This is a genomic window from Desulfobacterales bacterium, from assembly GCA_034003325.1.
GTDB lineage: Bacteria > Desulfobacterota > Desulfobacteria > Desulfobacterales > JAFDDL01 > JAVEYW01.
Window position 1 is genome coordinate 391478 of sequence record JAVEYW010000001.1, and the last position, 21622, is coordinate 413099.

The window sequence follows — 21622 nt, forward strand, 5'->3', positions numbered from 1 at the left end:
TCATGGATGAGAGCAAAGACAAAAACGAGCGGCGGTGCCCCCGTCTGGGGCATGCGGTTTCTTTTAAGTATTGCCGGACGAGCGGGGATGGGGTGGAGGCCTGCTTTAAACTCATCGATTGCTGGTGGGAGGATTTTGATATCGTGCGGTTTATTCGGGAAAATTTCCCGGAAGACCGGGTAGCCCGCCTGATGAAGGCGGCACCGAAACCCAAAGCAGTCCAGCTGCTGGACTTGATTGCACAGGCGCAGAGCCGATTGAAAGAATAATCGGCGGTTGACGGGTTACAGGTATCTCCTGCAACAGGAAATGAAAAAAACCGGCGAAAGTCGGCTGTCGGCCGTCCGGAAGGAGGTTCATTTTGATAATAAAAATGTTGGTGGTAGGCCCGGTTATGGCCAACTGTTTTATCGTGGGCTGTGAAGAAACCAAAGAAGCGGCGGTGATTGATCCGGGGGCGGACCCCGCTCGCATATTGGACGTGATTAAAAAAAATAACCTTACGGTGAAGGTTATTATGAATACGCACGGACACGTTGACCATGTGGGCGCCAACCGGATCATGAAGGAGAAAACCGGCGCACAGCTGATGATTCATTCGCTGGACGTGCCCTTTCTGGACAGAGTCGCTGATACGGCCGCAGCTTGGGGGCTCGATGCGGAAGACTCCCCGAAGCCGGATCGAGTGCTCAGCGATGGCGACACCGTCGAAGTCGGCAAGCTGTCATTCAAGGTGATTCATACGCCGGGGCATACGCTCGGCGGCATTTCACTGTTGTTAAATGGCTGTGTGTTTGTGGGCGACACCTTGTTTGCCGGCTCTATCGGACGTACGGATCTGCCGGGCGGCGATTACGACACGCTGATCCGCAGTATACGAACCCGCTTGTTTGCGTTGCCCGATGACACGCAGGTTCTGCCGGGACATAATCAGAAAACCACCATCGGGCAGGAAAAACGATATAACCCCTTTGTAAGGATGATGTAATACGCATAAACGCAAGGGCGACCGGCCGGCCGCCCCTGCTGCTAAAATACGCCCAGTTGACAGGCTTTAATCTTAATCCCCAAGGCCTCGCACCCGTTTCCCACGGCGATTTTTCCGACCTTCAGCTCCGCCGCGATATTCCAGGCGGTTTCACAGGTGATGCGATGATTGAATTGAGCGGCCATCAGGGCGTCTTTCAGCAGTGCGACCGGCTCTTTTTTACCGCTAGCCACTTTATGTTCCAGGTGATAACCAAAAAGGCCGAGCTGGCATTTTGAAATTTTAAGGTTCATCAAATCACAGGTGACGCCCACTTCAGCCGGTTTAATGTTCAGCCGGGTCGCTATATCAAATGCAAGAACACAGGGTAATTCGCCGTTGATGATCTTGGTTGTTATCTCCGCCTCGATTCTCGCATTCGGGGTCTTGCCCGTGTGCTTATCGGCGAAGTTCTTGTCATTTTCCTGTTTCATCCGGTTTTTCTCCTATCCATGGGAATGGGGTGACGTTGAAAAAAATTATACAGGAAAACAGCTGAAATACAAGTTGTGTCGAGCGCCTTGAATAACGATGATGGCTTTGGTAGAGAGAAGAAGACAGTTGAGAGTCAGGAGTTAAGTGCGCAGGCAGATGGAATCGAAAGACCTGAAAAAAAATGACGATGGAAATGCGTAAAAAGACACGAAGAATCATGGTGGGGGGTGTTCCGGTCGGGGATATGGCGCCGATTAGCGTGCAGTCCATGACCAATACGCAAACGCAGGATGTTGCGGCCACGGTGGCGCAGATCAAGCGGCTCGAATCGGCGGGTTGCGAAATCGTTCGGGTCGCGGTGCCGGACCAAGCGGCCGCGCTGGCGATTCGGGGGATTAAAAAAGAGATTCGTATTCCGCTGATCGCCGATATTCATTTTGATTACCGGCTGGCCATCGAAAGCGCCGAGGCCGGAGCGGACGGGCTGCGCATCAATCCGGGGAATATCGGCGGCACCCGAAAGGTCAAGGCGGTGGTGGATTGCGCCAAAGCGCGAGGACTCCCCATTCGCATCGGTGTCAATGCCGGGTCGCTGGAAAAAGAGTTCTTGAAGAAATATGGTGGCGTGACGGCCGAGGCCATGGTGGAAAGCGCGCTGGGTCATGTGGCGCTGCTTCGGGACCAGGATTTCCATGAGATTAAAATCTCTATCAAGGCATCGGATGTTTACCGAACCGTAGCGGCGTACCGGCTGCTGTCCACCCGGACCGACCTGCCCCTGCATGTGGGCGTTACCGAAGCCGGCGGGCTTTTTCCCGGAATTGTGAAATCTTCCCTCGGCATCGGCATGCTACTGGCCGAAGGCATCGGCGACACGATTCGTGTCAGTCTCACCCGGGATCCGGTGGAGGAAGTTCGGGTGGGCTATGAGATTCTACGGGCGCTCGATATTCGTCGCCGCGGGGTAGAAATTATATCCTGCCCTACTTGCGGCCGATGCAGCCTGGATTTATTTGATATCGTAGCGCGGGCTGAAAACGCATTGATGACCAAGACCCTCCCGGTAAAAGTGGCCATTATGGGCTGTGTGGTCAACGGACCGGGCGAGGCGCGGGAGGCCGATATCGGTGTGACCGGATGTGATGGCATGGGCATTCTCTTTAAAAAGGGAAACGTGGTTAAAAAGTTTCCTCAGGAGAAGATAGTGGACGTGTTGTTGGAAGAAATTGAAAAGCTTGAGGAGAAGGCACGGTAGTTGATAGCTGATAGCTGATAGCTCATAGCTGATAGCTCATAGCTGATAGCTGATAGCAGATTGTTTCGGATTGGCTATTGATTGCAGTTACTGCATATGTCCGATACGGGTTTGATGACATCGGATCATATTAGATTTTGATACGCATACAGGGAAAAAGGGACGGGAACAACTATGGGAAATCAGGAAAAAACAGCCATCTCACCGACGCGGATGGAAGATTATGCGGAGTGGTATCAGCAAGTGGTAAAGGCCTCGGATCTGGCCGAAAAATCCGCCGTGCGCGGATGCATGGTCATAAAGCCGTGGGGCTATGCCTTGTGGGAAAACATGGTGCAAATTCTGGATGGCATGTTCAAGGAAACCGGTGTGCAAAATGCCTATTTCCCGTTGTTTATTCCCTTGAGTTTCCTGGAAAAAGAAGCGGAGCATGTGGAGGGCTTTGCCAAAGAGTGCGCCGTGGTGACGCACCATCGCCTGGAAAAGGGACCCGATGGCGGACTCGTCCCGGCCGGCCCGCTGGCCGAACCATTGGTGGTGCGTCCGACTTCAGAGACGATTATCGGGGATTCGTTTTCCAGATGGGTCGGCAGTTATCGGGATTTACCCCTGCTCATCAATCAGTGGGCCAATGTGGTCCGCTGGGAAATGCGGACGCGAACCTTTTTAAGAACCAGCGAGTTTTTATGGCAGGAAGGCCATACGGTTCATGCCACCCCCGAAGAAGCCGAACAACGAACGCTGATGATGCTCGAAGTCTATCGAAAGATGGCGGAAGACTATTTGGCCATTCCCGTGATTCCGGGAGCCAAAAGCGCTTCCGAGCGGTTTCCGGGCGCCGTGGACACCTATTGTATTGAAGCCATGATGCAGGATAAAAAGGCGCTTCAGGCCGGGACATCCCATTTTCTGGGCCAAAACTTCGCCAAGGGGTCCAATATTCGGTTTCAGAACGCGGACAGCAAGGAAGAATTCGCCTGGACCACCTCTTGGGGTGTTTCCACCAGACTGATCGGCGGGCTGATCATGGCGCATGCGGATGATGACGGGATTATATTGCCACCAAGGGTGGCGCCCGCCCATATCGTGCTGTTACCCGTCGTCAGAAAAGAAACGGAGCGGGCCGATGTCATAGCCTATGTGACGCGGCTGGCCGAGGAACTAAAAGCGCAACGGTATCATGATCAGCCGGTCCGGGTGCAAATTGATGACCGGGAGATCGGTGGCGCCAGGGGGTGGGAATGGATTAAAAAAGGGGTTCCGGTGCGCGTGGAAGTGGGCCCGAGAGACATGGCAGAGGACGCGGTCTTCTTTGCCCGACGAGATAAAGGCCTTCGAGAGAAGACCAGCATGAAACGGGAACAGTTTGTTGCCGACATCGCGAATCTTCTGAATGACATTCAGAAGAATCTTTTTAACCGGGCAGCCGGTTTTCTTAAAAACAATACGCATGACATTGATGAGCGCGGCTTGTTTTACGATTTTTTTACACCGAAAAACCAGGAAAAGCCCGAAATTCACGGCGGGTTTGCGTCTTCTCACTGGTGCGGGGAAAGCGCCTGTGAAGCGGCCATCAAGGAAGACTTGAGCGTCACCATCCGGTGCCTCCCCTTTTCGGCTCAAAAAATACCGGGAACTTGCATTTACTGCGGAAAACCCAGCCCCGGCCGGGTGATTTTCGCAAAAGCCTATTAACGATTGAAAGACGCCTGATTCATGGTTCGAATTGGAGAGATAACCGATCGGTTGCTTGAGAATTTTCCGGAAACCGATATTGCCCTGGTGGAGCGCGCTTACATCTTTGCGGCCAAGGTTCACGAAGGCGAGACGCGTGTGTCCGGCGAGCCTTACCTGTCGCACTGCCTGGAGATTGCCCGAATTCTGGCGGAGATGAATCTCGATGCGATCAGCGTGGCGGCCGGGTTGCTGCACGATGTGCTGGAAAAAACACGCACCACTCCTGAAACGCTTCGGGAGATGTTTGGTCCGGAAATGTTGCGCATCGTCTCGGGCGTCACCCGGATCAGCGGCCTGCCCCTTGGAGACTCTCTTCGGGCCAGACAGGCTGAAAATATTCGAAAAATGGTTTTGGCCATGGCCGATGATCTTCGCGTGATTCTGGTCAAGCTGGCCGACCGGCTTCACAATATGAGATCCCTGCCGTATTACGACGAACCCATACGAATTCGCATGGCATCTGAAACACGGGATATTTATTCGCCCATTGCCGCCCGGCTCGGCATATACTGGATCAAAAACGAGTTGGATGTCACGGCCTTTAAATACCTTCATCCAGATGTCTACGCGGATATTGAAAGCCGGATCAATAAGGATCTTTCCGAGAGGGAGAAATATATTCGGAAAGTCAAAGGCCTGGTTCAACACAAGATGCGGGAAAACAACCTGAAGTGCGAAATACAGGGCCGATACAAAAATTTCTACAGCATCTACCATAAAATGGTGACTCAGAACCTGCCCTTTGAAGAGATTTACGATATCTTTGCCTTAAGGATTATTCTGGACACAATTCCCCAATGTTACGAGGTATTGGGGCATATTCACGCCATGTGGAAACCGATTCCCAAAAAATTCAAGGATTATATCGGATTTCCCAAACCCAACATGTACCAGTCACTGCACACTACGGTGATCGGTCCTTACGGCGAGCGGCTGGAAGTGCAGATTCGAACCTGGGAGATGGACAAGGTCGCCAAATCGGGGATCGCCGCGCATTGGCGCTATAAAGAGGGAAAACCGGCCGATGAAAAAATGACCAGCGTGTTCGGCTGGATTCAAAATCTGGTGGAAAATCAGGCGAATTTTCAAGACCCCGTCGAGTTTCTCGAAAATGTCCGAATCGATCTTTTCCCGGACGAAGTGTATGTGTTCACGCCGGACGGTGAGATTAAGACATTGCCCAAGGGCGCCACCCCCGTTGATTTTGCGTATATGGTTCACAGCGAGGTGGGAAATACCTGTACCGGTGCGAAAGTCGATGGGCGCATGGTGCCCCTGCAATATGAGCTGAAAACCGGCGAGATGGTGTCCATTTTGACGACCAAGGGCCATCATCCCAGCAAGGACTGGCTGAATTTCGTAAAGACCGTTAAGGCCCGAAGCCGCATCCGCCAATGGATCAAAACCCAGGATATGGAGCGAAGTCTGACACTGGGCAGGGAGATATTGGAAAAAGCCTTTCGAAAACAGCGGCTGAATTTCAATACCCTGGTGAAATCGGAAAAAATGGCGGAAGTGGTTGCCGGGTTCGGGTTCAAGCAAGTCGAGGATCTGATTGCCGGCGTGGGGTATGGCAAAATCACGCCGTTGCAGGTGGTGCGAAAATTTGAACCCAAAGAGACGCTTGAGGAAGAAGCCCCAACCCTTTTAAACAAACTCAACCGCCCGGTCAAAAAGAAAAAGGACAGATCCGGTGTGTTGGTTAAGGGGATCGATGATATTCTGATCCGGTTCGGCCAATGCTGCCGGCCGGTCCCCGGGGATGACATCGTGGGATATATAACGCAAGGCCATGGGGTGAGCGTTCACCGGATCGGTTGTGTGAACGCCATGAAAATGAACCCGGATCGGCGAATAGAAGTTTCCTGGAGCGGGCAGTCCAGGGAAACCTATCCGGTAAAAATCAGGGTTCGTTCAGAGGACAGAATCGGCCTGCTGGCGGATGTGGCCGCAGTTATCAGCAAGCAGGGTGCCGATATTCTGGCCGCTGATGCCGGTTCTCGCGGCATGGGACCGGTGGTGCTCGATTTTACCGTTATAGTGGAAAATACGGCACAACTGGAATCGGTGATGGCGGCAATTAGACGGGTCAAGCAGGTGCAGCGCGTCAACCGGATCGCCGGTTAGGCCGCTTTTGTCACGCGACCGGAACGAATGCAGTTGGTGCAAACGGTGATTTTCTTTGCGTGTCCGTTAATATTGGCGCGAACTTGCTGAAGGTTTGGGTTAAACCGGCGCTTATTGACGTTATGGGCATGGCTTACGCTGCAACCGACCAGAGGCTTTTTCCCACAAATATCACATTGTTTTGACATTTTTTATCTCCTTGAATTCCCGAATGGGAATCGTTTTTTTGTGTTATCAATTAGTTGTCCACCATTCACCGAGAATTATCACAGAGATTCAACCAGCTGAACGAGGATGTGGGCTTTTACATTAAAAAACCAAGCCTGTAAAGGTTTTTTTAGCCCGTGAAATCTAATTGGTTTGCGGTGCTTCCGGGGATGCCTCCGCAGGTGTTCCTTCCGATTTGGCTTGGGCCAGCGCGGTTTCGCACGAGGCGATATACCCGAGTGCGTCAAACTGCGCGCCGATATCCGGATACATGTTCAAGGCATCTTTAAACCGAATCAACGCCGCTTTGTAATTTTTCATTTTCAGATAATATTTCGCAACGTATATTTCATTTGCGATAATGCTTTTGCGGCAAATTTTAATGGCAGCTTCAGCAGGGTGTTTATATTCGCTGTCCGGAAATTGATTCAGCAGGCGCTGAAACGAATCGTGCGCCTTTTTGGCGTAGGTTTGATCCTGATCAATCCCGTTCACCTGTTCAAGATAGCAGTTGCCGATCCGATAGATGGCATATGGCACGGCCTCGTTTCGAGGATGAAGGCTGGCAAAGTTTTCATAGGCCATTGCCGCTTCGTCATAGGCTTGCAAACCAAAGTGGGCATCCGCTATTTTCAGATCAGCCGTTACGGCGTGTTTGCTGAAAGGATACCAGTCTTTGATTTTGGTAAAAAGTTCTATCGAGAGTTGATAGCCGCCGCTTTCCAATTCGGCGATGCCTTCATCATAAAGCTCGGCGGCGGTTCTTTCCTCAGGTTTTGGCTGGCTTGATCCGCAACCGGTGAAAACCAGCAGGGATGTAAGGCATAGCGCCATTAAGCGTTTTGTCATATTACACATTACCTTCGATATATTGTTGTGCCGAATGCGCCGCCATGGCACCATCGCCTACGGCCCCGGCGATTTGGCGCGTGGGAACCGACCGAATATCTCCCGCGGCAAAGATACCGGGCAAAGAGGTCCTCATCAGCGGATCCGTTAAAATAAAACCCGCTTTATCCGTACCGATCACATTTCCAACGGAAAAGAGATTGGGTTTTATGCCGATCCAGATAAAACAAGCAGAGACATTCAGCGCCCGCGTATCGCCGGTGGTCAGGTTCTTTACAGTGGCGCTTTTTACTATCCCTTCCCCGTCGATTCGGGTTAATACGGTGTTCCAGATCGGTTCGATTTTGTCAATAGCACGGACACGCTCTTGCATAATCGCTTCAGCCCGCCAGCTATTCCGGCGATGAACCAGATAGATTTTTTCCGCAAACCGGGACAGAAAAACACTTTCCTTCAGTGCAGTATTGCCGCCGCCCACTGCGACCACCGTTTTGCCTGTATAAAACGGCCCGTCACAGGTGGCACAGGTGGAAACACCCTTTCCCCAAAACTCAGCTTCTCCGGGTACGCCCAGGTGCTTCGGCGAGGCGCCCGTTGCAATAATGATCGCCTTGCTCTTAATCGCCCGATCGCTGACACGCACCGTTTTGACCTGGCCGGTTATTTCAAGGGAAAGCACCTCGTTGGTTTCGATGTTCAGTTCGAAGCGCTCTGCTTGTGATTTCATAAGCAGGGATAATTCCGGGCCGCTAATGCCTTCGGGAAACCCCGGATAATTATCGATTCGGTCGGTGATGACCATTTGGCCGCCCGGAACGAGCTTTTCAATAAGCAAGACCTTCAACCGGGCGCGAGCCGCATAAAGACCGGCGGTTAGTCCGGCCGGACCTCCGCCGATAATGAGCAGATCGTATTCGACTTGTGTCATTTAATCCATTTGTTAAATCAGTTTGGTGATAACCTCTTCCAGCTTTGATTTGGCGACCATGCCGGTGATTTGTTCACTTACCTGTCCGCCTTTGAAAAAGATCAGGGTCGGAATGGCTTTGATACCATATTTGCCCGGTGTAACAGGGTTGTCATCCACATTGCATTTTGCGAATTTTATCTGTGTGCCGTAAGTGCCGGCGAGTTCTTCAACGATAGGGCCAATTGCCCGGCAGGGGCCGCACCACGGCGCCCAAAAATCTACCAATACAGGTTTGTCAGATTGAAGAATCTCTGAATCAAAACTCGCGTCATCAATTTCAAGCAAACCTTCCGCCATTGTGAATATCCCTTTCAGTTAAATAAGTTCTCAATTGTGTAGGTTATAAGCGTTCACCGGCGCATTGTCAACAGGAACACCGGGATTCCGTCAAAGTTAATCGCCGGCCATGCGCACAGCAAAGAGATGGCAGTATGGATATGTTATATTTGCTCACGATTTGGATTTAGGTGCCACCCTCGCTGCAACGAATGCGGAATATCCGAGCGTAATTCTGGTTCGTGCCGCGGACAAGCAGGATGCAATTTCCAACGGTTGCATCACTATATTTTATTCAGTTGATAGGTTCGTGTTCCCAAGCCCATCTTTTCAGCGTAGTCGAGCTGAATTTCCCAGTTGATCTCGGGATATAGTCCTTTGAATTTATCCGCTCCCGCCGGATGGTTTTTTTCCAGGCAGGTGCCTGCCAATGCCGGCTCGCCATTGACCAGATCCGCAGACGCCTGGTCGATGGCCACCGGGTCCGTACTTGCCAGCACGCCGATATTTTTGACGATCGGCGCATCGCTCAACGGCACGCAATCGCAAGCCGGCGAAATATCAGTTAAAAAATTCAAGCATAACACCTTGTTTTTCTTCCTATTGAGAACCCCCCATGCGTATTCGATCATCTTTTCCTGAAACACCGCCATGGACGCATCCCATTGAATCGCGGGCGCCTCGTTCGGGCACACGATAATACACTGGCCACAGCCGATGCATTTTTCGGGATCGATGACAGCCTTCTTTTTCACCAGCGAAATGGCGCCGGACACGCAATGAACCACGCAATCACCACAGCCGACACATTTTTTCGGCTTGATTTTGGGCGCTACTGCGGCGTGCTGAGCCAATTTGCCCCGTCGGCTGGCGCTGCCCATGCCGATGTTTTTCAGTGCGCCGCCAAAGCCCGTGAGTTCGTGCCCTTTAAAGTGTGCAACGGAAACGAGCGCATCCGCGTTCGCAATTTCCGCACCGATATAAACGCGCTTAAAATGCTTTCCCGACACGGGCTCCGCCGTTTCGCTGCTACCGCGCAACCCGTCGGCAATAATGAGCGGCGCCTCCACCACGGAATAAGAAAACCCGTTTTGAACGGCTGAGGTCAAGTGCTCCGGCGCAAGACTGCGCTTTCCGACATAGAGCGTGTTGGCGTCCGTGAGAAAGGCATCGCCCTTATTTTCCTTAATGACACTCACGATCTTTCTGACAAAGACGGGACGGACAAACGCGGTGCAGCCCGGCTCTCCGAAATGGAGTTTTACGGCCACAAGATCCCGGGGCGCAAGACACTTCGATAGTCCGGCGGTTTCCATCAGACGGCCGAGTTTATTCAATACATTTTCCTGGTAAGTGGCGCGTAAATCAATGAAATACACGGGACTCGTCATACCGACCTCCGGTTATTAAGGGTGATAAAGCGTTATGCGTTGCGTATGCAGGCAAACATGCTATAAAGGCGAAAAGCCCTTTTGTTTTGTAATGGGCCAGGGATAGGCTTGTCAAGACGATTGCCGGAGAAGTTCAGGGCAATCGCATGCAGAAATGGACTGCCGGGAGCGAAAGCCTTGAGGGGGATCGGATGGAAGCTGCGGCACTGTTTGAACGCGTTGCCGCGTGAGTTTGCCGCAGTTGGAATCCGATTTTTCTCAAGGCTGAAGCGGGCTAGGGGTTACATGCGATTGCCCTGCGGAGAAGTCCCGATGAAAGCAAGGCCCCCTTCATGGAGATGAAATGGCGCCCATCCAACAAAAAATAAAGATACTGAACCGGATTTATGCGGTGTACGATCAGTTTACCGCCACACTGAACATGGTTTGCGAAAAATATTGCTCGGATTGCTGCACCTGTAATGTGACGCTGACCACCCTGGAAGCGTATTCACTTGTCGCACACTTGACGGGAAAAGGGGATACAACCTTATTTCATAAGTTAGAATCGCTATCAGGGCAAAAACGCTTTCGGCCCACCATCACCACCAACCGGTTAGCCCAATTGTGCCTGCGGGGGGAGCCGGTCCCCGAGGAAGAAAGCGACCCGTCATGGGGTAAATGCCCGTTTCTTCACCAGGCGGCCTGCTCGATCTATTCCCTTCGCCCCTTCGGGTGCCGGTGTCTTCTTTCCAGCCAAAAATGCAGTGCTATCGGATGCGCGGAAATCCCCTCCTTTGTGCTGACGGTCAACACGGTGTTCATGCAGGTCATTGAACATGCGGATCGGAATGGACTGACCGGAAACCTGATTGATTTAATCCCATGGATGGCCGAAAAGGCCAATCGCCAAAAATACGAATCCGCGATGCTTTCCGGTGACGAGGGGGGACTGATCGCAAACCGGCCCATGCCTTGCCTCATGGTTCCGGATGCACACCGCGAGGCGCTGAAAGATATTATCGCGACGTTACAGCGGATCGGGTAAACAGAAGCCGGTTCGATCAGCCGGCCAGCATGTTGACTGCGGTTTGAGCGATATCATTCAACGGCACGATCTTGTCGACACCACCGAGTTTAATGGCTTCCTTCGGCATGCCGAAAACAACGCAGCTTTTTTCATCCTGCGCAATGGTCCGGGCGCCGCAATTTTTCATATGCAGCAAGCCATCCGCACCGTCTGCGCCCATGCCGGTCAGAATAATCCCCAGGGCGTTGCTGCCCGCATAATCACCGACCGACTGAAACAGCACGTCCACGGACGGCCGTTGATGGTGAACCAGAGGGCCTTGTTTGACATTGACATAATACCGTGCGCCGCTTCGCCTGAGCAGCATGTGATAATTTCCGGGAGCAATCAGCGCCACGCCGTTTGATACCGAATCACCATCCTCGGCCTCTTTTACCGTCATGTCACACAGATCATTTAACCGTTCGGCAAACGAGGTGGTGAATTTGGCCGGCATGTGCTGAACGATCAAAATGCCCGGCGTCGTGGACGGCAGCCGAAGCAAAACGGCTTTTAGCGCTTCCGTTCCGCCCGTTGAGGCGCCGATCGCAATGATTTTATTGGTTGTTTCCAGCATTGCATGGACAGCGACCTTGCGCTCCGAAGTCTTTGTGGACGCCGCCGCCTCGGCGGTTCTGGCCGCCACCTTAATCTGGGCCACAGCCCTGATTTTATCCGCCAGTTGAATACTCATATCACCGACGGAATAAGATGCCGATGGTTTCGAGACCACTTCCAGCGCACCGCTGGCGAGCGCCTCCAGCGCCAATTTGCTGCCTTTGGGGGTCAGAGAGCTGACAATGATGACCGGCAGCGGGAAATACCGCATGAGCTTTTTTAAAAACGTAATTCCGTCCATTCGTGGCATTTCGATGTCCAGGGTAATGACATCGGGCCTCAGCTTCACAATCTTATCCCTTGCGATATAAGGGTCCGGGGCCGAACCGATTACCTCGATACCTTTTTCCTTGGAAAGCTCTTCGGTAAACACCTTTCTCACGATGGCCGAGTCATCCACCACTAATACTTTTATGTTTTTTTCCATATGCCCCATCAAAATCCGTAAACGTCATTCGGTCGTGAAACAGATTTTCAGGCCAAGGTTGCCGGCAAAGGTTTCAACCAATAAGAAATGATCTTCCGGGGTCTCTTTCGGACAACGGCTTGGAATTAAATTAAAATCAATTAATTCCGGAATGCCGAGATCAAAAACGGCGGTGTTGTCAAAGGTGCTGAAGGTGTTGCCGGCAATCATATTGATGGCTTCCTGAATCGTGCCGTTCAAATGCGTTACTGTAACATCGGCCGCATCCACCCCCATAAACGTCTCGGTCATCACCCGAAGAATTTCTTCCGGTATCATGAGAAGAAAATATCCGGACAATTTACCCTGAAAATATATTCTGCTGGCAAACGGATGCTCTCCCGGTTTTCCGAGAAATGCCTCCGTCGCGGCGTTTTCATTGACATCAATGGTCATGAAAAACATCGTTTCCAGTACCTCAGAAATCGAGGTCGTCATCGCCTTCTTCAGCGCTTCCTTCATCTCCCACTTCTCCTAATATCTTGGTAATGTGGTCGCGGATCGCTTCAGGCGTGAACGGTTTTTTGACATAGCCCGCCGCTCCCTTTTCGATAAACTCCCCCGCCTTTTGCTGGCTGCCTTCGGTGGTGACCACCAACACCGGTATGGCATGAAGGATATCATCCTTTTTCATCTCCTGGATAAGCTCCATGCCATTCATATCCGGCATATTGTAGTCGGTTACGACCAGATCGACCCATTCGTTCGCCAATATCTCCAGCGCCTCTTTCCCATTGCCGGCCTGTAAAAATTCGGCATCCGAAAAACCCGATGCTTTGATTGTGCGAATAACAATCGACCGCATGGGGAGCGAGTCATCGACCACCAACATTTTAAATGCCATAGCTTCCCCCGCACTTGCTTGCCAATTTTTCATATGTGTTCAGGATATGCATTAACCGCCGCATGTTCATCTCCATTACACCCCTTCGACCAGGGGCTCCCGACTATACCGAACGAATAAGATCTTCGACTTTGGACATATTTTCGCCAAAGCCGGCAATGATTTCCAGCAACTCCTTTTCCGAAAACCCGAGCGATTTGATGACATCATCATGAAACCGGTAGGCAAGGCCGTCCGAACCGACGCCAATGCCCATCATCATGCAAAGAATGTCCGACAGGTATACAATGCTGCACTCCAAATCCTGTCGGGCCGCTTCATTTGCCAGATGGTGGTTGCGAATGATGTAAACCATTTTCTCACTGAAATTCCAGCTGCTCGCGACAAGGCCGCCCAGTTCGGCATGGTCCACGCCGATTACTTTCTTTTCCGCTTCCATGAAACTATAACCGTTTTGCTGAACCAATTCCTGTATATTGTGAAACGCACCGGCCACGAATCGGTCTAGAATCACCTTGCCGATATCCTTTAAAAGCGCCGCCGTAAAAATAAGTTGTTTGTTCTTGACACCTTTGCGTGTGGCGATTTCCCTGGCGATCAACGCCGAAGAAACCGAATAGCGCCATAAATCGCCTTCATTTAAGCCGTAACCTTCCTGCTTGTTCTTTAAATTTTCCACCCCGCTTTTGAGCAGCACCACATCCACAATCTGCTCAAGGCCGAGCAATGACACCGCCTCATGAACGGAATCGATGCGGCGGGGAAGTGCAAAATACGCCGAGTTGCAGGTCCGCAACAGGTTGGCCGTAATAATCGGGTCAAATAATATAATATCCGCGATTTCCGATAGGGAAGCATCGGGATCTTCCGCAATTTGCATAATTTGATTGGCAATTTGCGGAATTGGCTTCAAGCTTTTGATTTCTTTAATCAACTCTTGAATAGCGGTCATATCTTTTTTTCCTCTTGGCCTGAAACCTTCAACAGCATATCCCCTGTGCCGATGTTCAACCGAATCGTTCGGTTGACATTGCCGCCGACTTCTTCGTAATCGGTCATCACCTTGTTTTTCCAGAATAACTTTCGAAGGGCCATGTGATTTCGCTTGCCGATATTAAAAAACCCTTTTTGATCCAGAATCTGGGCGCCCCCCACCACCACCACTCGCAGGCGCTGTTTTGCCGCGCCCAACTGATAGGTTGTCTTAAACAAAAGCGGGATTCCGGAGTCGGCAAACATAAAGGGGTTATTCCTTGCTTTTTCTTCATCCAGGCTTGCTTCAGGCAACATATAATGCAAAAGACCGCCGACTTTCGCGACCGGATCATAAACCGCCACCCCGATGCATGAGCCGAGCGAGTAAGTCACCAGCACGGCGTCCGGATCCTTGCTGGCCTTCATATCTGAAACACCTACGATTATGTTCACTAAAACTCCCCGCTTGATTTCTTCGCCAAGCCCATCATTTGCCTGCGCCTTTTACCTTAATCCGCTGTCGAAACTTTGGCCTTTTTAACAAGTTCATTCCACGGCTGCTTTTCTGAAATTTCGAAGAGTCCGGCCATATCCAGAATCAATCCCACGCGCCCATCGCCCAGTATCGCGCCGCCGGCAAGCCCCTTGGTGTGTTTCAACGCCTCTCCAAGGCTTTTGATCACAATTTCTTCCTGCCCCAAAAGCTCGTCAAGGAGCAACCCCCGCTGCTCTTCCTTGTTCTCCACCACCACCACCAAGCCATCCCACGGATCTTTTGCGTCCCCCTCGATGCCGAACAAGGAATCGATTCGTATCAACGGAATCAGCTTTCCCCGGGCCATCACCATCTCGCCTTTGCCTTTAACCGTGTAATAGTCCTTCTTTTTCGGCTTAAAGGATTCAAGAATGGCCATGGTCGGAAGGATATAGCGTTCCTTTCCGACCCGAACCAGCATGCCTTCAATAATCGCCAGTGTCAGCGGCAGGCTGATGATCACCGTCGTTCCCTGACCCTGAGTCGACTGGACATCCAGGCGTCCGCGCAGTTTTTCGATTCCTTTTTTCACCACATCCATGCCGACGCCCCTGCCGGAAACATCCGTGATCTGCTGGGCAGTGGAAAAGCCCGGATGAAAGATAAGCTCGAAAATTTCGGAATCCGACATGCCGGCTTCGGATTCGATCAATCCGGTGCTGATTGCTTTTTCGATGATTCGCTCTTTATTCAACCCCCGGCCGTCGTCTTCAATCTCAATGATAATATTGCCGCCCTTATGATAAGCCCGCAGATGGACCAATCCTTTTTCATTTTTACCCATCGCCCGTCTTTCCGCAGGCGTCTCCAGGCCATGGTCCACCGAATTTCGAATCATATGAACCATGGGTTCATAAAGTTCCTCCACGACATTTCGATCGATCTCGGTTTCTTCTCCGGTCATTTCGAGGTTGACTTGTTTGCCGCTGTTTCTGGCCAAGTCTCGAACCAGGCGCACCATTTTCTGAAACGTATTCTTGATGGGCACCATTCGCATGGACATGGTAATTTTTTGCAGGCTCGATACGATCTGGTTCAACTGGCTGAAGTTCTGATGAAGCTGCTGATCAGCAAGCCCTTGAATCGAAGTGTTTTGCCGCAGCATCGACTGGGAAATAACGAGCTCGCCGGTCAGATCGATCAGGTTGTCGAGCTTATGCGTATCCACCTTGACTTGATGCTCGATGATGCCCGCTTTTTTCTGGTCCCGAAGCGCAGAGATAACCTCTTTGGATGCAACCGATTTTTCCTCGATTAAGATTTTCCCGATCTTTTTTTGGGGCTCGGTCTTTTGCTTTTCCAGACTGGTCTCAACGGCCTCTTCTTTCACCACGCCCTTTTGAATCAGTCGCTCGCCAAGCGGAATATTTTCCGATACGGCCACTTTATGGGCATCGTTGACCTTAACGATAATCCCCTCAACATCGATACCGCCTTCCAGGTCTGAAGAGCCTTCCGCAACGCTTGCCTCCACTTGATTGACAAGTCGTTTGAGAAAATCAACCGATTCAAGAATCACATCCACAATCGCGTCGTTAATTTTATATTCCCCTTGCCGAGCACTATCGAGCAGGTTCTCGGTGCAATGGGATAGCCTATTGATCTTTTTGAGATTTAAAAACCCTGAAACACCCTTCACGGTATGGAAAGGACGAAAGATGGCGTTGATCGTTTCCGAGTTTGTCGGATCCTGCTCCAGGTCGACCAGATTAATTTCTATACTTTCAAGATTTTCCATCGATTCCAAAACAAAGTCACCGAGGATTTGAATATCTTCCTCATTCAAATTCGCTCGCTGGCGGCTCGCCTCCTTTTCAGCGGCAATATCGTTCTCCAGGCTGTCCGGCGTGGAGAAAATCTGTGACTCGGCGTTTTTGAGTTCCGCATCCGTCTTTGCCGGCGGCGGCAAAATTGATACGCCCAACCGATTTAGCAACGCCTCTGCGTCCTGACGATAATCTTCCCCTTTTTCGACGGCCCGATAGATTTCCTGAAGGGTCGTAATCCCATCCTCGACGGGTTTCACATCGCTCTCCTGGTCCAGGATAAGACGTTCCGTGTATTCCTTTAAGCCAAGGAGAATACATAAAAATTGATCATTGTTCAAAGATGGCGCCTCTTGGCTTAGTGATGCAAGAGAATTTAAAATTTCTCCCATGGCCGGGATATCCCCGGCTTCAAGGGTAACGACGCGCAACGCAAGTTTTTCAAGATTTAATTTGATTTTTTCCATTCTCTCACTCCTGAGTGTATGCCAAGTGCCGCCGGAACTTTAATTTTTTAGATCAAAAGTGCCAATTATTTTTTATAGATTGTCGGCTTGATATATTGAAATTGATGGCGGGTACCCATCAAGCTTTCCGAGTGGCCGATAAATAAATAGCCCCCATCCGCAAGTGCATCATAAAATTTATTAACCACGGCTTCTTGGACTTTTTTATCAAAATATATCATCACGTTCCGACAAAAAATGATGTGGAAAAAATTCTTGTTCGGAAACGGTTCCATCAAGTTGAACCGCTTAAATTCAACGGTTTTTCTTATATCGGATTTCAGCCGAACATGCTGAAGCCATTTTCCCTGGCCCCGCTGAAAATATCTTTGTAATAACTGCTTAGACATATTGCCGACTTGGTTTTGATGGTATACGCTTGCCGCGGCCACGGAAAGCATCCGGGTTGAAATGTCAGTTGCCAGAATTTTATAGTCAAAAACCTGCGTTGCCGCCATGTGCTCCTGCAGGCAAATAGAGAGCGTATAAGGCTCTTCACCGCTGGAACAGCCAGCGCTCCACAGATGGATGCCTTTTGAGGAAAGTGCTCGGGAGGTGTTCATCAAATCCGGTAACGCCTCCCGTTGTAAAAAATCAAAGTGCTTGGATTCTCTGAAAAAACTGGTCAAATTGGTTGAAATGGCATCCAGCATTCTCACCAATTCCTGACCGGAGTCATCTTCTTCCATCAGGAACTGATAATACTGGTTGAAATGGGTAAACTTATGTTCCCGAAGCCGTTTTCCAAGCCGCGCTCGAACCAGTTCTTTTTTGCCTTCATGCAGATTAATGCCACATTTGTCGTACACAAGATTTTTAAATAGCAGAAATTCTTTTTCAGTGAGGTTTGAATAGGTCATGGCGGGGCGAAAATTCAAAGTGGTGGTTTTTCCCTTTGATCTGAATCCGTTATTGGTGGGATGATTAATAAAGCATAATGAAAAGGCTTGTCAATTTATTATTGGCGCAGCAATTTTCGAATTTAAACCTCCTCTTTCAATCCCAAAAGCATTGCAGCCGTTGCGCCGCAGATTTTCTTCCGGTCCGCCGAAGTTAACTCAAGAGGATCAAGCGCCTTGAAGTATCTTGCCGGCGGCAGCAGCGGGAAATCGCTGCCGAAAAGAATTTTCCCGGCGCCGATAATCCGAACGGCGATTTCAAAAACGGCCGGATCATAAAGGAAGGGAGAGGCCGCCGTGTCCACATAGACATTCGCCAATACGTCTTTGACTTCCTTTTTCATCAGCTGATAAAAAAAGATACCGCCGCCCCAATGCGCCAAAACGATGGGATTTTGCGGAAAGGCTTTCACCATTTGATAAATTTGGCTTAGCTGGACGGGCGCTTTGCCTGGATACATATGGCCGACCGGCTCATTGGTATGAATTAATACGGGCGTGTTGTTCTCCAGGCTAAGTGCCATGAGCGGCGCCAATCGCGACACGGTTTCGGGGTCAAACCCCGTCTGGTAGAAGGCCAGCTCACCAATGCCGCTCAACCCGGCCGCCAGGCAACGCGCCGCCTCGGCGGAAGCCCCCTGATGAAACGGATCCAAACAACAAAAGCCGATCAGTCTGTCCGGGTAGCGGGAAATCGCCTCCAGAATATAATTATTATGCCGAATGAAATGTTTTGATTGGTGCCAAGGAAAACCGAACACTACCGATTTATCCACCCCGTTTTGGTCCATGGCCGCGATGATTTCGTCGGCACCGACAAGACTTGATTTCGGGGAATCATAAAGCAGTTTGAATTCCGGTTCACCATCAAAGTATGCGCCCCGTTGGGTTCTGATTTCCTTTGGGAAAATATGCGTATGAAAGTCGATGATCATTGGCGGCCTCTTTACACCCGGTCTTTTGCTTCTGATGGATGGCAGCGTAACCTGAAACAGTTTTAAGACCGGCTTGGAATATTTTCAACAATGGATCGGTCCGCTGCAGCATTCGATGGTTGCATTGTGCCGATAATTCGGATATTACGCAAGCATATCTTTCGAGGTTTTTTCTTTAATGGCGCCATCTTCATATCAGTCACCAGAACCCGCCATGCAACGCCATGTGGTCCTGATTGCGCCGGAAATTCATTGGAATACGGGCAACATCGGCCGGACTTGCCTGGGCGGAGGCGCGCGCCTGCATTTGATAGAGCCGCTCGGTTTTTCGCTGGACCATAAACAGGTGAAGCGGGCAGGTCTTGATTATTGGCGCCATGTGAATCCCGGCATCTGGCCGGATTTCGATACATTTGTCCGGCATTTGTCGGTTATGAAAGAGGAAGTAGTTCTGTTTTCAAAGATCGGAACCAAACCGTTTTGGGCCATGCCCAGCCCGCAACGGCTGTTTCTGATCTTCGGTTCTGAAACCAAGGGGCTTCCGGCAACGATTCTTTCCCGCTACCCGGACCGTTCTTATTATATACCGATTACATCCGCCATTCGCAGCCTGAACCTGTCCACCGCCGTCGGCATCAGCCTCTATGAATCCATGCGCACTTGCGCGCCGTTGCACGCTTACGTAACCACCGATGCACCGGTGATTCCCTGATGTAATTTCGGCGGCTTTTTACCCTCTCGTTCCATTTTGTCGGAAACCTGTCACCATGATTCAGAAAAAATACCGAAAAGACGCTTCCAGTGGCGTTAAAGAGATGATTCATACGGCGGATCTGGCCTTGCGCGTTCGTGGAAAAGACCTTGACGCGCTCATGCGCAATGCTGCGGCCGGCATGAGCGCGTTGATGTGCGATGCCCCAATGGCTGCATCCGTCCCCGAGCGTCGTGACGTATCGGTATCAGCGCCGGATGCGGAAGGTCTGCTGGTGGAATGGTTAAGCGAACTGGCCTACTGGGCGGAATCGGAAGGGGCTGTTTTTAATTCCTTTTTGATTCACTCGATTTCGGAAACCAGCCTGACCGCCACCGTCTCGGGCCGGTTATCCGGTCCCTTGAAGCGCACCATAAAAGCGGTCACCTATCATAACCTTGCCATCAAGCAAACCGCCCGGGGACTGGAAGCCACGGTGGTATTTGATGTGTAATTTGCCGCACCGGCGAACCCAACGCGTAAACACGGAGAGCGCATGATGGTTACCCAACGGGATATTTTACAAATCAATGCGAATTGCTTTGAAGTGCCCGCATCGTTTCGCAAGGACATGCGGGTTCCCGCCCGGTTTTATTCGGACCCGGCATTGATCGGGGATCTGATAAAAGACAACAGTCTCGATCAATTGGTCAATACCACCGTGTTGCCCGGCGTTGTGGCGCCCGCGCTGGCCATGCCGGATATTCATCAGGGATATGGATTTCCGATCGGCGGGGTCGTGGCCACGCAACTGCCGGACGGCGTTATTTCACCGGGCGGGGTGGGCTATGATATCAACTGCGGCGTGCGTCTGCTCGGCACCCGCATCAGCCGTGAAGAGATAGCTCCCTATCTCTCACCGTTATTATCCCTTATTGATACCCATTGCCCGAGCGGGGTCGGAAAAGGTGGTATCCTTCGTCTCAACGACAAGGAGCTGAATCGCGTGCTTCATGAGGGTGCCCGGTGGGCGCTGGGAAAAGGCTTTGCCACGGCGTCCGATCTTGAGAGAACCGAGGAAAAGGGATGCCTCGCCGGCGCATCGGCCGAAGCGGTCAGTTCGCGCGCCAAAGACCGGGGACGGGACCAGATGGGAACCTTGGGGGCCGGCAACCATTTTATCGAGATCGATGTCGTTGATGAAATATTTCATTCAAAAGCCGCTGACCGCATGGGTCTTTTTGCCGGACAGGTGGTGGTTCAAATTCACTGCGGCTCCCGCGGGCTGGGGCACCAGGTTTGCGGTGATTATGTGAAGCGGTTTCAAAACGTCGTACACCGATACGGCATCAACCTGCCGGATCGGGAACTGGTGTGCGCGCCGGTGAGCAGTCCCGAAGGCATGGATTATCTGGCAGCCATGAACGCAGCGGCCAATTTCGCCTTTGCCAACCGGCAGGTTTTGGCCCACCGCATTCGCGAAAGTTTCTCCCTGGCGCTGGCGGGCAAAATCCAAGCGCACAAAGTGTATCAAATTTATGATATCGCCCATAACATGGCCAAGATTGAAACCCATGACATTGAGGGCAAAAAACTAACGCTCTGCGTTCATCGAAAAGGGGCAACCCGTGCCTTTGGGCCGGGCGCGCCCGAGGTACCCCCGGATTATCGGGATATCGGGCAACCCGTTTTGGTGCCCGGCTCCATGGGAACGGCCAGTTGGGTGCTGCTCGGCACTGAAGCCGCGATGCGCTTGACCTTCGGCTCGTGTTGTCATGGCGCGGGCCGGCGGATGAGCCGTCATCAGGCGAAAAAAATGGTTCGGGGCGCCGAATTGAGAAAAAAACTGGAAGCCGATGGCATTCTCGTACAATCGGGAAGTCTTTCGGGTTTGGCCGAAGAAGCGCCTATCGCCTATAAAGATGTGGACAAAGTGGTTTCCATTGTTCACAATGCCGGTATTGCCAAAAAGGTGGCCCGGCTTTCGCCCATCGCGGTCATCAAGGGATGAGCGCTTGAACGGGTCAACCCTATTGACGTAACAAAAAAATTTAATATATTATCC

Annotated in this window: 23 protein-coding genes; 9 read left to right on the top strand and 14 right to left on the bottom strand. The window is 51.3% G+C overall.

The genetic code is table 11. The features are described from left to right. Positions 1-2: 2 nt before the first annotated feature. Positions 3-269: a hypothetical protein gene (locus RBT11_01915; GenBank protein MDX9785503.1), complete on the top strand. Its 267-nt coding sequence runs from the start codon at positions 3-5 to the stop codon at positions 267-269. A 92-nt stretch (positions 270-361) separates the two neighbouring features. Next, positions 362-988 carry an MBL fold metallo-hydrolase gene (locus tag RBT11_01920; GenBank protein ID MDX9785504.1) on the top strand — a complete coding sequence of 209 codons (627 nt, stop codon included), beginning with the start codon at positions 362-364 and terminating at the stop codon, positions 986-988. A gap of 41 nt (positions 989-1029) precedes the next feature. Here the strand turns inward: RBT11_01920 and RBT11_01925 are convergent, their stop codons facing one another. After that, positions 1030-1461 carry a hypothetical protein gene (locus tag RBT11_01925; GenBank protein MDX9785505.1) on the bottom strand — a complete coding sequence of 144 codons (432 nt, stop codon included), beginning with the start codon at positions 1459-1461 and terminating at the stop codon, positions 1030-1032. A gap of 188 nt (positions 1462-1649) precedes the next feature. Between RBT11_01925 and ispG the strand changes: the two genes are divergently transcribed. From ispG to RBT11_01940, 3 genes are all read left to right on the top strand, one after another. After that, entirely contained in the window at positions 1650-2717 is a 1068-nt protein-coding gene (gene ispG / locus RBT11_01930; protein MDX9785506.1) for a flavodoxin-dependent (E)-4-hydroxy-3-methylbut-2-enyl-diphosphate synthase, read from the top strand. A gap of 174 nt (positions 2718-2891) precedes the next feature. Continuing rightward, positions 2892-4412, top strand: coding sequence for a proline--tRNA ligase (gene proS / locus RBT11_01935; protein ID MDX9785507.1), 1521 nt, complete (start codon positions 2892-2894; stop codon positions 4410-4412). Positions 4413-4433: 21 nt separating this feature from the next. Further along, positions 4434-6581 (top strand): bifunctional (p)ppGpp synthetase/guanosine-3',5'-bis(diphosphate) 3'-pyrophosphohydrolase, encoded by a 2148-nt coding sequence (locus RBT11_01940; GenBank protein ID MDX9785508.1) that lies wholly within the window; start codon positions 4434-4436, stop codon positions 6579-6581. Here RBT11_01940 and rpmB read toward each other — a convergent pair. From rpmB to RBT11_01965, 5 genes are all read right to left on the bottom strand, one after another. Continuing rightward, entirely contained in the window at positions 6578-6769 is a 192-nt protein-coding gene (gene rpmB / locus RBT11_01945) for a 50S ribosomal protein L28 (protein MDX9785509.1), read from the bottom strand. The genes RBT11_01940 and rpmB overlap by 4 nt on opposite strands. 163 nt (positions 6770-6932) lie before the next feature. Then, entirely contained in the window at positions 6933-7637 is a 705-nt protein-coding gene (locus tag RBT11_01950; protein ID MDX9785510.1) for an outer membrane protein assembly factor BamD, read from the bottom strand. Position 7638: 1 nt separating this feature from the next. Beyond that, entirely contained in the window at positions 7639-8565 is a 927-nt protein-coding gene (trxB, locus tag RBT11_01955; protein MDX9785511.1) for a thioredoxin-disulfide reductase, read from the bottom strand. A 12-nt stretch (positions 8566-8577) separates the two neighbouring features. Further along, positions 8578-8904, bottom strand: coding sequence for a thioredoxin (trxA, locus tag RBT11_01960; GenBank protein MDX9785512.1), 327 nt, complete (start codon positions 8902-8904; stop codon positions 8578-8580). 263 nt (positions 8905-9167) lie between these two features. Beyond that, on the bottom strand, positions 9168-10274 hold the full coding sequence (locus RBT11_01965) for a DUF362 domain-containing protein (protein ID MDX9785513.1): 1107 nt from the start codon (positions 10272-10274) through the stop codon (positions 9168-9170). Positions 10275-10617: 343 nt separating this feature from the next. On the opposite strand from RBT11_01965, the gene RBT11_01970 reads away from it, so the two are divergent. Continuing rightward, positions 10618-11301, top strand: a complete 684-nt coding sequence (locus tag RBT11_01970) for a YkgJ family cysteine cluster protein (protein MDX9785514.1) — start codon at positions 10618-10620, stop codon at positions 11299-11301. A 16-nt stretch (positions 11302-11317) separates the two neighbouring features. Here the strand turns inward: RBT11_01970 and RBT11_01975 are convergent, their stop codons facing one another. The 8 genes from RBT11_01975 to RBT11_02010 all read right to left on the bottom strand — a co-directional run bounded on the left by RBT11_01975 (position 11318) and on the right by RBT11_02010 (position 18866). Continuing rightward, positions 11318-12367: a chemotaxis response regulator protein-glutamate methylesterase gene (locus RBT11_01975; protein ID MDX9785515.1), complete on the bottom strand. Its 1050-nt coding sequence runs from the start codon at positions 12365-12367 to the stop codon at positions 11318-11320. 24 nt (positions 12368-12391) lie between these two features. After that, on the bottom strand, positions 12392-12868 hold the full coding sequence (locus tag RBT11_01980) for a chemotaxis protein CheX (protein MDX9785516.1): 477 nt from the start codon (positions 12866-12868) through the stop codon (positions 12392-12394). Beyond that, positions 12825-13250, bottom strand: coding sequence for a response regulator (locus tag RBT11_01985; protein ID MDX9785517.1), 426 nt, complete (start codon positions 13248-13250; stop codon positions 12825-12827). Before RBT11_01985 ends, RBT11_01980 begins: the two co-directional genes overlap by 44 nt. A gap of 103 nt (positions 13251-13353) precedes the next feature. Then, positions 13354-14202 carry an HDOD domain-containing protein gene (locus RBT11_01990; protein ID MDX9785518.1) on the bottom strand — a complete coding sequence of 283 codons (849 nt, stop codon included), beginning with the start codon at positions 14200-14202 and terminating at the stop codon, positions 13354-13356. Next, the gene (locus RBT11_01995; protein MDX9785519.1) at positions 14199-14678 is read right to left on the bottom strand and encodes a chemotaxis protein CheD; all 480 of its coding nucleotides are present in this window, start codon (positions 14676-14678) and stop codon (positions 14199-14201) included. The genes RBT11_01990 and RBT11_01995 overlap by 4 nt, the downstream gene beginning before the upstream one ends. 56 nt (positions 14679-14734) lie before the next feature. After that, a complete protein-coding gene (locus RBT11_02000; GenBank protein MDX9785520.1) occupies positions 14735-16993 on the bottom strand; it encodes a chemotaxis protein CheA in 2259 nt (752 codons plus the stop codon). A gap of 65 nt (positions 16994-17058) precedes the next feature. Next, on the bottom strand, positions 17059-17910 hold the full coding sequence (locus RBT11_02005) for a protein-glutamate O-methyltransferase CheR (GenBank protein MDX9785521.1): 852 nt from the start codon (positions 17908-17910) through the stop codon (positions 17059-17061). 104 nt (positions 17911-18014) lie between these two features. Further along, positions 18015-18866, bottom strand: a complete 852-nt coding sequence (locus RBT11_02010; protein ID MDX9785522.1) for an amidohydrolase family protein — start codon at positions 18864-18866, stop codon at positions 18015-18017. 178 nt (positions 18867-19044) lie between these two features. On the opposite strand from RBT11_02010, the gene RBT11_02015 reads away from it, so the two are divergent. The 3 genes from RBT11_02015 to RBT11_02025 are packed head-to-tail and all read left to right on the top strand — an operon-like array spanning position 19045 to position 21568. Then, positions 19045-19578: a tRNA (cytidine(34)-2'-O)-methyltransferase gene (locus RBT11_02015; protein ID MDX9785523.1), complete on the top strand. Its 534-nt coding sequence runs from the start codon at positions 19045-19047 to the stop codon at positions 19576-19578. 55 nt (positions 19579-19633) lie between these two features. Then, on the top strand, positions 19634-20071 hold the full coding sequence (locus RBT11_02020) for an archease (GenBank protein ID MDX9785524.1): 438 nt from the start codon (positions 19634-19636) through the stop codon (positions 20069-20071). Between the two features lie 42 nt (positions 20072-20113). Next, on the top strand, positions 20114-21568 hold the full coding sequence (locus RBT11_02025; protein ID MDX9785525.1) for an RtcB family protein: 1455 nt from the start codon (positions 20114-20116) through the stop codon (positions 21566-21568). Positions 21569-21622: the final 54 nt, after the last annotated feature.